13 protein-coding genes are annotated in these 12251 nt (G+C 63.2%); all 13 read left to right on the forward strand.

Annotated elements, in window-relative coordinates; translation table 11 throughout:
• Positions 1-76: 76 nt before the first annotated feature.
• The 13 genes from lptE (at position 77) to lipA (ending at position 12214) form a co-directional block, all read left to right on the forward strand.
• Positions 77-559 carry an LPS assembly lipoprotein LptE gene (gene lptE, locus KW824_RS07930; RefSeq protein WP_106887591.1) on the forward strand — a complete coding sequence of 161 codons (483 nt, stop codon included), beginning with the start codon at positions 77-79 and terminating at the stop codon, positions 557-559.
• Between the two features lie 27 nt (positions 560-586).
• Complete coding sequence (holA, locus tag KW824_RS07935; RefSeq protein ID WP_218409481.1) at positions 587-1621, forward strand: DNA polymerase III subunit delta; 1035 nt, start codon at positions 587-589, stop codon at positions 1619-1621.
• 64 nt (positions 1622-1685) lie between these two features.
• Positions 1686-2339, forward strand: coding sequence for a nicotinate-nucleotide adenylyltransferase (gene nadD / locus KW824_RS07940; protein WP_218409482.1), 654 nt, complete (start codon positions 1686-1688; stop codon positions 2337-2339).
• 213 nt (positions 2340-2552) lie between these two features.
• Positions 2553-2891, forward strand: coding sequence for a ribosome silencing factor (rsfS, locus tag KW824_RS07945; RefSeq protein WP_182788056.1), 339 nt, complete (start codon positions 2553-2555; stop codon positions 2889-2891).
• Between the two features lie 20 nt (positions 2892-2911).
• Positions 2912-3379 carry a 23S rRNA (pseudouridine(1915)-N(3))-methyltransferase RlmH gene (rlmH, locus tag KW824_RS07950; RefSeq protein ID WP_005329815.1) on the forward strand — a complete coding sequence of 156 codons (468 nt, stop codon included), beginning with the start codon at positions 2912-2914 and terminating at the stop codon, positions 3377-3379.
• 99 nt (positions 3380-3478) lie between these two features.
• A complete protein-coding gene (mrdA, locus tag KW824_RS07955; protein WP_218409483.1) occupies positions 3479-5407 on the forward strand; it encodes a penicillin-binding protein 2 in 1929 nt (642 codons plus the stop codon).
• 66 nt (positions 5408-5473) lie between these two features.
• Positions 5474-6577 carry a rod shape-determining protein RodA gene (rodA, locus tag KW824_RS07960; RefSeq protein ID WP_005329812.1) on the forward strand — a complete coding sequence of 368 codons (1104 nt, stop codon included), beginning with the start codon at positions 5474-5476 and terminating at the stop codon, positions 6575-6577.
• Positions 6577-7590 (forward strand): lytic murein transglycosylase B, encoded by a 1014-nt coding sequence (gene mltB, locus KW824_RS07965; RefSeq protein ID WP_218409484.1) that lies wholly within the window; start codon positions 6577-6579, stop codon positions 7588-7590. Before rodA ends, mltB begins: the two co-directional genes overlap by 1 nt.
• Positions 7532-8428, forward strand: a complete 897-nt coding sequence (locus tag KW824_RS07970) for a septal ring lytic transglycosylase RlpA family protein (protein ID WP_218409485.1) — start codon at positions 7532-7534, stop codon at positions 8426-8428. The genes mltB and KW824_RS07970 overlap by 59 nt, the downstream gene beginning before the upstream one ends.
• A gap of 192 nt (positions 8429-8620) precedes the next feature.
• Positions 8621-9850 carry a D-alanyl-D-alanine carboxypeptidase family protein gene (locus tag KW824_RS07975; protein WP_042649625.1) on the forward strand — a complete coding sequence of 410 codons (1230 nt, stop codon included), beginning with the start codon at positions 8621-8623 and terminating at the stop codon, positions 9848-9850.
• Positions 9851-10139: 289 nt separating this feature from the next.
• Positions 10140-10403: a DUF493 family protein YbeD gene (gene ybeD / locus KW824_RS07980; RefSeq protein ID WP_005329804.1), complete on the forward strand. Its 264-nt coding sequence runs from the start codon at positions 10140-10142 to the stop codon at positions 10401-10403.
• Between the two features lie 82 nt (positions 10404-10485).
• Complete coding sequence (gene lipB / locus KW824_RS07985; RefSeq protein ID WP_043129089.1) at positions 10486-11163, forward strand: lipoyl(octanoyl) transferase LipB; 678 nt, start codon at positions 10486-10488, stop codon at positions 11161-11163.
• Positions 11164-11248: 85 nt separating this feature from the next.
• Positions 11249-12214: a lipoyl synthase gene (gene lipA, locus KW824_RS07990; protein ID WP_042649627.1), complete on the forward strand. Its 966-nt coding sequence runs from the start codon at positions 11249-11251 to the stop codon at positions 12212-12214.
• Positions 12215-12251 lie beyond the last annotated feature (37 nt).

A 12251-nucleotide genomic window follows, 5' to 3' on the forward strand; every position in this document is an offset into this window, starting at 1 on the left:
GCTGCGGGGGTCTGAATCCATATGTGACGGCGGGCAAGCGCCCGCCGTTCTTCACTTGATGCAAAGAGGAATTCACATGGGCATGTCCCTCACTCGCTGGATTGCCATCATGCTGACGGGCCTGCTGCTGCAGGCCTGCGGTTTTCAGATGCGGGGAACCGCCATCCCCCCGGAGCTGATGACCATGAAGGTGGTCGGTGACAACAAGAGCGACTTCTATCGGCTGGTGACCACCCGCCTCAAGGCCTCCGGGGTGACCCTGGCAGACAAGGAGGGCATTCCGGTGCTGACCTTGTCCGGGGTGAGCAGCAGCAGCCAGGTCGCCTCCGTCGACTCCATCGGCCAGGACCGCGAGTACCTGCTGGGTTACAGCACCCAGTTCACCGTCTCCATGCCGGGCAAGCCGACCCAGGTCTTCCCCATCACCTTCAACCGCAGCTTCCTGAACAAGCCGGATGCGGCGCTGGCCTCCTCTCGCGAGCAGGAGCAGCTGGGCAAGGAGATGCAGGAGCAGGCTGCGAATCTGGTTATCCGCCAGCTGAGCCAGGTCAAGTTCTGATGCGCGTATCTTGATGAGAGTGTGTTGATGAGAGTCTATCCCGAGCAGTTCGCAGATCATCTCAAGGCAGGGCTCAAGCCCTGCTATCTCGTTTTTGGTGACGAGCCACTGCTCAAGCTCGAGGCCATCGACGCCGTGCGTCAGGTGGCCCGCAAGCAAGGTTTCGATGAACGCCACAGCTTCGTGGTGGAAGCCGGGCTGGACTGGAACCAGGTCTATGACGCCTGTCAGGCCATGAGTCTCTTCTCTGCCCGCCAGATCATCGAGCTGGAGCTGCCCGCCAAGGTCGACAAGGATCTCGCCGCCCGCATCACGGAGATCGGCAAACAGCTGCATCCCGACCTGCTGCTGGTGCTCTCGGGGGGGCGTCTCAACCAGACCCAGATGAAGGCAGCCTGGTTCGACAAGCTGAGCCAGAGCGGCACCTATGTGCCGGTCAATCACCCCGAGCCCCGTTTCTTCCCGCGCTGGATGAGCGCGAGATTTCAACGCTTCGGCCTCAAGGCGTTGCCGGATGCAGTCAACTTTATGTGTCACGCCTTTGAGGGCAACCTGCTGGCCGCGAGCCAGGAGATAGAGAAGTTGACCCTGCTCGGCCCGCCCCAGCCCATCAGCGTCGCCTATCTGCAAGAGACCATCATACGCCACGCCCACTTCACCCCATTCCAGCTCATCGACACCCTGCTGGAAGGAAAGGTGAACCGGGCTCAGCGTATCCTGCTGGCGCTGCGAGCCGAAGGCACCGAGCCCGGCATGCTGGCCTGGACCCTGTGCCGGGAGCTGGAGCAACTCACCGAGCTGGCCCTGGCCGCCCGCGCCGGTCAGCCGCTGGTGGAACACTTCAGCCGGTTGCGCATCTGGCAGAGCCGCCAGCAACTCATTCAGCAGGCCCTGACCCGGCTACCCGTTGGCAAGATACAGCAGCTGTGGCAGCTGATGGCCCGGCTCGATGACGCCCAGCGCCGCTTCGACACCGAGCAGGCCTGGCTGATGTTGCAGACCATCGCCCTGGGTTTTCGCGATGGCACGCCGCTGCCCCTGCTGGAGGTGGAACCATGCTGATCGCCCCGGTTAAACGCCGGGTGGGCTCCTTGGCACCCTTCCATGATCTGACTGGGAGAGTCTCATGCTGAAGGCCCCCATCGGCATCCTGGGCGGCACCTTCGACCCCATCCACATCGGTCATCTGAGGCCCGCCATCGAGGCACGCGACGCCCTGGGCCTGGCCGAGGTGCGCCTGCTCCCGAACCATATTCCGCCCCATCGCGCCAACCCGTTCTGCTCCAGCGAGCAGCGGCTCGCCATGGTCGCGCTGGCGGCGGCGGAGAACCCCGGCTTCGTAGTGGATGAGCGGGAGCTGCAACGGGACAAGCCGTCCTGGACCATAGACACCCTCATCGAGCTCAAGCAGGAGCTGCCGGATACCCCGGTTTGTTTCCTGATGGGCATGGACTCCCTGCTCGGCTTGCCAAGCTGGCATCGCTGGCAGGAGCTGCTCGATCATGCCCACCTGGTGGTGAGCAAGCGCCCGGGCTGGCAACCGGATTACCCGGGCAAGGTGGCCAGCCTGCTGGCCCGCCACCAGACCCGGGATGTGCAGGATCTGCATCGACACCGCCAGGGCCATGTCTGGATCGCCGACAACCTGCCCATCGAGCTGTCGGCCACCCGGTTGCGGGCTCTGCTGGCGGCGGGGCAAGATCCCAGGTACCTGCTGCCGGCCCCGGTTGCCGCCTACATCCGGCGGCACCGGCTCTATCAGCCATCACCAAGCCGGTGAGCGGCGCCACGCGGGCTTGTCAGCCGACCCCCTGAGGCGCAGCCGGTACAGGCTTGACTATTGTCCCGCCCAGTTGCGCACTATAGTGATCAACAGGGGTCTGCCTTGCCCACGGGCGGCAACCCCGGATCCATTCCCCTTTGCCAGACTGGGAAACGGGAATGACCATGATATAATCCGCCGCCCTCTGGCGCCGGAAGATAGGAGAAGACATTGCAAGGCCAAGAACTACTCGCCTTTATCGTCGACAAAATCGATGACATGAAAGGCCGCGACATCATCACCCTGGATGTCCGCGGCAAATCCAGCATCACGGACACCATGATCGTCTGCTCCGGCAACTCCAGTCGCCACGTCAGTGCCATCGCCCACAATCTCGCCAGCGAGGCCCGTCATGCCGGGCTCGACCTGCTGAGCGTGGAAGGGGAGCTCACCGGTGAGTGGGTGCTGGTGGACATGGGTTCCGTCATCGTCCACGTGATGCAGGATGAATTTCGCGACTTCTACCAACTGGAAAAGCTCTGGGGCGGCGCCCAAGTACAGGTGCAATAAGGGTGCAAGCGTAAAGAACGATGAAGATCCAGTTGATTGCAGTGGGCACCAAGATGCCTGCCTGGGTAGAGCATGGCTTCGAAGAGTACCGTCGCCGTTTCCCGAAAGACATGCCGTTCGAACTCGTCGAGATAGGCGCGGGCAAACGCGGCAAGAATGCCGACATTCCCCGCATCCTGCAAAAGGAGGGGGAAGCCATGCTGGCCGCCGCCGGCCGCTCGCGCATCGTCACCCTGGACATTCCCGGCAAGCCCTGGACCACGGAGCAACTCGCCGTGTCGCTGGAAGCCTGGAAGCTCGATGGCCGGGATGTGGCGCTGCTGGTGGGCGGGCCTGAAGGCTTGTCCCCCGAGTGCAAGGCCGCCGCCGAGCAGAGCTGGTCCCTGTCACCCCTGACCCTGCCCCATCCGCTGGTGCGGGTGCTGGTGGCCGAGAGCCTCTATCGCGCCTGGAGCATCACCACCAATCATCCGTATCACAGAGAGTGATCCATGCAGAGCCCACGCATTCCGCTCACCCGCCCTGCCCCCGGAGCCTGAGCATGCATACCACCTCTCTCACCCGCACGTCAGCCATAAGGTAACGGCATGCTGAAGAATCGCATCGAAATGCGCGATCACAGTGCCGAGGGACGTCTGTTCTTCCGGCGCACCCTGGTCGCCTACATCGGCATGGTCGTCCTCATGCTGGTGCTGCTGGGTAATCTCTATTACCTGCAAGTAGAGTCTTACGAAACCTATCAGACTCGCTCCAACGACAACCGGATCCGGGTCGTGCCGGTGGCACCGCCACGGGGCCTCATCTATGACGCGAACGGCGTACTGCTGGCGGAAAACCGTCCGGTCTACAGCCTGGAAATCGTGCCGGAAGAGACCGAGGATCTGGAGAAGACAGCCGACGAGCTGATCACCCTGCTGGCCCTGCCGGAGGGAACCAAGGAGCGGTTCCTGGCCGAGGTTAAGCGCCAGCGCCGCTTCAAACCGGTGCCCCTGTTCGAGAAGCTGACCGAGTATCAGGTCGCCCTCTTCTCGGTCAACCAGCACAACTACCCGGGCGCCAGCATAGAGGCCTATCTCAAGCGCTACTATCCGTTTGGCGATACCCTGACTCATGCGCTGGGCTATGTGGCCAAGATCAACACCCGTGACGTGGAGCGCCTCGACAAGGAGGACAAGCTCGCCAACTATGCCGCCACCAAGGACATAGGCAAGCAGGGGGTGGAGAAGTTCTACGAGGATCAGCTGCACGGCGTGGCGGGCTACCAGGAGGTCGAGGTCAACAACCGCGGCCGGGTGGTGCGCACCCTCAAGTTCCAGCCGCCGGAGCCCGGCAAGGACATCTACCTCAACATCGACATCCGCCTGCAGCTTAAAGCACAGGAGCTGCTGGCCGGTCGTCGGGGCGCCATCGTCATGATGGATCCCAATACCGGCGCCATCCTGGCCATGGAGTCGAGCCCGAGCTACGACCCCAACCTGTTCGTGACCGGCATCTCCAGCACCAACTACTCGGCGCTGCTCAACGATCCGGCCCGCCCGCTGGTGAACCGCACCACCCAGGGCATCTATGCCCCCGCCTCCACCGTCAAGCCCATGATGGCGGTGATGGGGCTGAACGAGGGGGCCATCACCCCCAACTATCGCTACTTCGGTGGCCCCAGCTTCTCCATCCCGGGCACCACCAAGAAGTTTCGTGACTGGCGCCGCTGGGGTCATGGCTGGCTCGACGTCTATCGCGCCATCGAGGTATCGGCGGACACCTACTTCTACGATCTCGCCTACCGGGTCGGCATCGACAAGATCCACAGCTACATGACCAAGTTCGGTTTCGGTCAGTACAGTGGCGTCGACCTCTATGAAGAGACCAAGGGGGTCATGCCGTCCCGCGACTGGAAGATGGCACGCTGGCGCCAGCCCTGGTATCAGGGGGACACCATCTCCATCGGTATCGGCCAGGGCTACTGGAGCTCCACGCCCATCCAGCTCGCCAAGGCGATCAGCATCCTGACCCAGAACGGTCACGACGTGACGCCGCACCTGCTCAAGAGCACTGCCTCGGCGGATGGCGTGGTCAATGCCCCCATCAACCCGAACGTGGCCATCGCCGCCAAGAGCGACACCTACTGGCAGGTGGCCAAGGACGGCATGTGGCGCGTCATCAACGGTCACGAGGGCACCGGCCGCCGCGCCTTTGCCAATACCCCCTACAAGGCGGCGGGCAAATCCGGTACCGCACAGGTGGTGGGCCTGAAAGAGAACCAGGTCTACAACGCGGCTACCACCAAGGTGGAGCACCGCGACAACGCCCTGTTCGTCGCCTTCGCGCCGTTCGAGGCCCCCAAGGCCGTGGTCGCCCTGGTGCTGGAAAACGCCGGTGGCGGCAGTGCCATGGGGGCGCCGGTCGCCCGCCACATGCTGGATGCCTACCTGCTGCCGCCGGAGCCACAGCTGCCCCCGGCGCCCGACAAGCCGTCCACCCCCAGCCCGGATCAGAGCGAGGCCGTTCCCAATGAGTAACTCCGCACGCCTGCAAGGCATCTTGCCTCCCCAGGCCATCCATGCAGCACGAGGGCTTCTCCCATCATGAGTAACTCCGCCCGCCAACAGAGCCTCTGGTACCGACTGCACATCGACCTGCCGTTGCTGCTCGGCCTGCTGGCGCTGATGACCCTCTCCATGGTGGTGCTCTACTCCGCCTCCGGTCAGGATATGGACTCCATCGTGCGCCAACTGGTGCGCGGCGGCCTCGCCTTCGGCCTGATGATAGGCCTGGCCCAGCTGCCCCCCTCCCTCTATGCGCGCTGGTCCGTGCCCCTGTTCACCCTGGTGGTGCTGCTGCTCATCGCGGTGGACGTATTCGGTCACATCGGCAAAGGGGCCCAACGCTGGCTGGATCTCGGCTTCATGAAGTTCCAGCCCTCCGAGGTGATGAAGCTCTCCATGCCCATCATGGTGGCCGCCTGGCTCAGCCGGCACTCCCTGCCCCCCAAGTTCAGCCATGTGCTGATCGCGCTGGTGATGGTGCTGCTGCCTACCCTGCTGATCGCGGCCCAGCCCGACCTCGGCACCTCCATCCTGGTGGCGGCCTCCGGTTTCTTCGTGATCTTCCTGGCGGGGATCAGCTGGTGGCTCATTGGTCTGGCTGTGCTGCTCATCGCCGCCTTTATGCCGGTGCTCTGGTTCTTCCTGATGCACGACTACCAGCGCCAGCGGGTACTGATGCTGCTGGACCCGGAGAAAGATCCCCTCGGGCGCGGCTACCACATCATCCAGTCCAAGATAGCCATCGGCTCAGGCGGCGTGTTCGGCAAGGGGTGGCTGCAGGGCACCCAATCCCAGCTGGAATTTTTACCGGAGCGCCACACCGACTTCATCTTCGCGGTGTTCAGCGAGGAGTTCGGCCTGGTGGGCGTGGCCCTGCTGCTGGTGATCTACCTCTACATCATCAGCCGCTGCCTCTTCATCTCCATGCAGGCCCAGAACAGCTTCGAGCGCCTGCTCGGCGGCGCCCTGACCCTCACCTTCTTCGTCTATGTGTTCGTCAACATGGGCATGGTGAGCGGCATCCTTCCTGTGGTGGGGGTCCCCCTGCCGCTGGTGAGCTATGGCGGCACCTCCATGGTGACCCTGATGGCGGGCTTCGGCATCCTGATGTCCATCCAGACCCACAGAAGGCTGCTGGCCTGATGAGTCTGGGGTGGCGGGGGCTGGCCTGCTGGTTGCTGACGGCCGTGTCACTGACGGCCGGTGCGGCCCCCGAGCCACCGCAGCTGGAGCGGCTCGCCCTGCAGCACTCGGTGCCGCTTGCCGAGTTGCAGGCAGCCACCGCAAAGGCCCAACTGCGCCAGGAAGTGCTCGACACCATAACCCGCCCCTGGGAGGCCAAGCCCTGGCATCGCTACCGGCCGCTATTCGTCACCCCGGAGCGGATCAGGAACGGGGTCGGCTTCTGGCAACGCCACGCCGCCACCCTGACCAGGGCCGAGCAGCACTACCGGGTGCCCGCTTCCCTCATCGTCGCCATCATCGGCATCGAGACCTTCTACGGTCGCCAGATGGGTCGCCATTCCGTGCTCGACAGCCTCTACACCCTGGGGTTCCACTACCCCGCGCGCGAGGAGTTCTTCGCCAAGGAGTTCGCCCAGCTGGTGCTGCTTGCCCGGGAGGAGAAGTGGCCACTCACCCGCCTGAAGGGCTCCTACGCGGGCGCCATGGGCATGGGGCAGTTCATGCCCTCCAGTTACCGTCACTACGCCGTCGATTTTGACGGGGATGGCAAACGGGATCTGTTTGCCAACCCGGCAGATGCCATCGGCAGCGTGGCCAACTACTTCGCCGAGCACCGCTGGCGCTGGGGGGAATCCGTCGTGGAGCCCGCCTTGATTGGATTGGCGCCTGTGGGTACCCTGCTGAGGCCAGAGCCCGAGCTCAAGCAGCAGTGGGCCGAGCTGGCCGCCGCCGGGATCGAGCTCGCCACCCCGCTGGCACCGGACACGCCGGTCAAACTGCTGGCATTGGAACAGGCAGACGGGCCCGAATACTGGGTCGCGCGCCACAATTTTTATGTGATCACCCGCTATAACCGCAGCCCCCTCTATGCGATGGCGGTGCATCAACTCAGTCAAGCCATCCAGGACGCTTATGCATTACAGCCACAGACTTCTCCCCCTCAGCCTGACCTTGTTGCTGGCCGCCTGTAGCAGCCAGCCGGAGCCACAGCAGCTACCGCCCGAACCCGCCCCGCAGGAAAAACCCCAGGTGATCGAGATCCCGCAGGCCACCGGCGCCATCCCGCGCCCAGAGCCCCTGAGCGAGAGCGGCAACCGTGACTACTGGATCGGCAAGCAGAAATTCGAGGTGTGGCGCGACATCAAGCACTACAGCGAGGAGGGCACCGCCAGCTGGCTGTCCCAGGATCTCGATGGCAACAAGACCGCCAACGGCGACGTGCAGGACAGCACCCTGTTCAGCGCCGCCCACCGCAACCTGCCACTGCCGAGCTATGTGCGGGTCACCAACCTGGACAACGGGCTGGAGACCATAGTGCGAGTCAACGATCGCGGTCCCTTCGGCAGCGAACGCCTGATCGATCTCTCCCAGGCTGCAGCCACACAGCTGGAGATGGTCGATGGCGGCGAGGCCCGGGTGCGGCTGGAACTCATAACCGATCAGCCGGATCAGATGGTCGAGATGGTGCCCATGACGCCGATGCAACCCATGCAACCGGCAGCCCAGGAGGCCGCCTTCCTGGGTGAAGCCCAGCCAGCGGCTGCGGCCGCCACGGCGACCACCACCCTCTCCACACCCAAGGCCGCAACCGGCCAGGGCAAGATGATCCAGGTGCTGGCCAGCGGCTCCCAGCCCAGAGCCGAGGCCATGGGCAAGGTGATGACCCAGCGCTATGGCGTGCCCTACCAGGTGGTGGCCCACGGCGCCATTTTCCGGGTCTTGCTGGGACCGGTCGCCGCCGATCAGCAGGCAAGCCTGCTGGAGCAGATCCGGCAGGGGGGGCTGGAACAGGCTTTCATCGTTCCCTGATGACAGGGTCGACAGAGTGAACCGTCACTTTCCCTCGGCGTCACGTCGTTTCCCGGCGTGACGTCGACAATCGATGGATAAAAAACCAGACCAGATGGCACGCCGGACTATGACCGACCGGCACATCTGGTATAGTGGAGCCCGCTTTTTTTCAACTTGGGTAATCCCCATCCAGGCACCAGGAATTTCAAGATGTCCAAATTTGCCCGTTCCGTTATTCTGGCCTCCCTGCTAAGCGCGACCGCCCAGGCCAACCAGCCGGTACCGACGCCGGATTCGGCTCTGCCGACTGCCCAGCCGGTCCCCACCCTGAACAGCGCCCCCATGGTGGTGCCTGCCGCGCCGGAGATCTCCGCCAAGGCCCATATTCTGATCGACTACTACTCCGGTCAGGTGCTCGCCGAGCAGAACGCCGAAGAGCGTCTGCCCCCCGCCAGCCTGACCAAGATGATGACCTCCTACATCATCGGCCAGGAGCTGCTGAAGGGGAACATCAAGCGCACCGACATGGTGACCATCAGCCAGAACGCCTGGTCCAAGAACTACTCCGACTCCTCCAAGATGTTCATCGAGGTGGGCAAGCAGGTCTCGGTCGATGATCTCAACAAGGGCATCATCATCCAGTCCGGCAACGACGCCTGCGTCGCCATGGCCGAACACCTGGCGGGCAGCACCGACTCCTTCGCCAGCCTGATGAACTCCTGGGCCGCCAAGCTCGGCATGAACGACAGTCACTTCATGAACCCCCACGGTCTGGATGCGGAGGGTCACTACAGTACCGCCCATGACATGGCCCGTCTGGGTCAGGCGCTGATCCGCGACCTGCCGGAGGAGTACAAGATCTACTCCCAGAAGTCGTTCGTGTTCAACGGCATCACCCAGCACAACCGCAACCGCCTGCTGTGGGATCAGTCCCTGCAAGTGGATGGCATCAAGACCGGCCACGTAAGCCAGGTCGGCTACAACCTGGTCTCCTCCGCCACCAACAACGAAGGCATGCGCCTGATCGCCGTGGTGCTGGGCGCCAGCAGCGAAGGTTCCCGCGCCGCCGAGAGCAAGAAGCTGCTCACCTACGGCTTCCGCTTCTTCCAGAGCCTGACCCCCTACAAGGCGGGTACCGAGCTGGTCACCCAGAAGATCTGGATGGGCGACAAGTCCGAGGTGAAGCTGGGCGTCGATCAGGATGTCTCCGTGCTGGTCACCCGTGGTCAGGGCAACAACCTGAAGGCGGACTTCCAGCTCGAGAGCGAACTGAAGGCACCGCTGGCCAAGGGTCAACGTGTCGGTACCGTGTTCCTCAAGCAGGGTGACAAGGAGATCAAGCAGGTTCCGCTGGTCGCCCTGGAAGAGGTGCAGGAAGGTGGCCTGATGAGCCGTCTGTGGGATTACCTGGTGATGCTGGTTTCCAGCTGGTTCAAATAAGCAAGGCCTATTATCATCACCAAACAGCGGCGCCAACAGGCGCCGCTGCTGTCTTTACCGTGCAATTGCAGTGAATAACCCTGCAATCTGCAGGTTCCGCCGACGCTCCATTTGTGGTAAAAAGCAGCATTCCCACGTCTTGTCGACCTGGCGGGCCTTGATCCCGTGCCGGGCAATGCCCATATAACGTGGAACCGTGCCCACGGTTGACGCGACTGGCGGCCCGAGCCCCTCGGCCAAACAAGATGCAAGATGACGTCGTTTGATGACGACACTAAAGGTGAGTGAGATGAATACCAAGTTTGATGAACTGCTGGAGTTCCCCTGCAAGTTCCCGTTCAAGGTGCTTGGCGTGGCCGATCCCGCCCTGCCGGATCAAGTGGTTGAAGTGTTGCAGCAACACGCCCCAGGCACTTATAGCCCGACCGTTCAGCCCAGCACCAAGGGCAACTATCACTCGGTACGAGTGACGGTCACCGCCCAGAGCAAGGAGCACATCGAAGCCATGTACACCGCACTCGGCAAGATCGAGCTGGTTCGCTACGTCCTGTGAGTCGCCTCTCTCGCCCCGCCATCGGGGCGAGCGATTATTTGCCATTCTGTTTTGCCGACGCAAGCGCCGTCAGTGAGGAAAGATGTCATCACAGATCCCCGCCCAGCCACGGCTGTTAGTCAGACAGTTGGGCCGTCGCCCCTACCAGCCGGTGTGGGACGCCATGAAGGCCTTCACCGACAACCGCACCAGCGACACCCCGGACGAGTTCTGGGTGGTGGAGCACGACCCCGTCTACACCCAGGGCCAGGCTGGCAAGGCCGAGCATCTGCTCGCCCCCGGTGACATTCCGGTGGTGCAGAGCGATCGCGGCGGCCAGGTGACCTATCACGGTCCCGGCCAGCTGGTGCTCTACGTGCTGGTGGACGTGCGCCGCAGCAAGCTCTCTGTGCGCGAACTGGTGACCTGCCTGGAAACCGCCATCATCAATACCCTGGCGAAGAGCGGTATTGAGGCCTATGCCAAGGCCGATGCCCCCGGCGTCTACGTGAAGAACGATCTGGGCATGGAGGCCAAACTCGCCTCCCTGGGCCTGCGCATCCGCAAGGGCTGCTCCTTCCACGGGCTGGCGCTGAACGTCAACATGGACATGACCCCCTTCCTGCGCATCAATCCGTGTGGCTATGCGGGCATGGCCATGACCCAGACCAGCGCCCTGGGCGGCCCGCAGAGCGTGGCCGAGGCGCAATCCATCCTGGTGATGGAGCTGGCCAGCCTGATTGGCTATGAGACGATCACGAATACCGAAGAGGCAGCATGAACAAGCCCATGCTGCGTGGTCATGAGGGCCCCGACAGGACCCTGGTGGCTATCAATCAGACAATAACAAACACCGAGAGTGAATCATGAGCAAACCCGTTCGTATGGAGCCGGGCGTCAAGCTGCGCGATGGCGACAAGATGGCCCTGATCCCGGTGAAATTCATGCCGGATCCCAACGAGGAAGTGCTGCGCAAGCCGGACTGGATGCGGATCAAGCTGCCGCCGTCGAGCCAGAAGATCGAGCATATCAAGAGCACCCTGCGCAAGAACAAGCTGCACTCGGTATGTGAAGAGGCCTCCTGCCCCAACCTGGCGGAGTGCTTCAACCACGGCACCGCCACCTTCATGATCATGGGCGCCATCTGCACCCGCCGCTGCCCCTTCTGCGATGTGGCCCACGGCCGCCCGCTGGCGCTGGATCCCGAGGAGCCGAAGAAGCTGGCACTCACCATCAAGGAGATGGGGCTGAAATACGTGGTCATCACCTCGGTGGACCGCGACGATCTGCGTGACGGCGGTGCCCAGCACTTCGCCGACTGCATCAAGCAGATCCGCGAGCACAGCCCCCAGACCCGCATCGAGATCCTGACCCCGGACTTCCGCGGCCGCATGGAGCAGGCGCTGGAGGTGTTCCGCGAGACGCCGCCGGATGTGTTCAACCACAACCTAGAAACCGCCCCGCGCATGTACCGGGTTGCCCGCCCGGGTGCCGACTACAAGTGGTCTTTGGAGCTGCTGCGCCGCATCAAGGAGATGCACCCCCATGTGCCGACCAAGTCCGGTGTCATGATGGGCCTTGGCGAGACCAACGAGGAGATCGTCCAGGTGCTCAAGGACCTGCGCGAGCACGGCGTCAACATGCTGACCCTGGGTCAGTATCTGCAGCCGAGCCGTCACCACCTACCGGTGAAGCGCTACGTGCCGCCCGCAGAGTTCGACGAGCTGAAGGACGTCGCCATGGATCTCGGCTTCAGCCACGCCGCCTGCGGCCCCTTCGTGCGCTCCTCCTACCATGCGGATCTGCAAGCCAAGGGCGAAGAGGTCAAATGATCTCGCCCGAAAGAGGGGTCAAATAACCTCTCCTGCT

The sequence above is a fragment of the Aeromonas sp. sif0611 genome, from assembly GCF_019218845.1.
GTDB lineage: Bacteria > Pseudomonadota > Gammaproteobacteria > Enterobacterales > Aeromonadaceae > Aeromonas > Aeromonas media.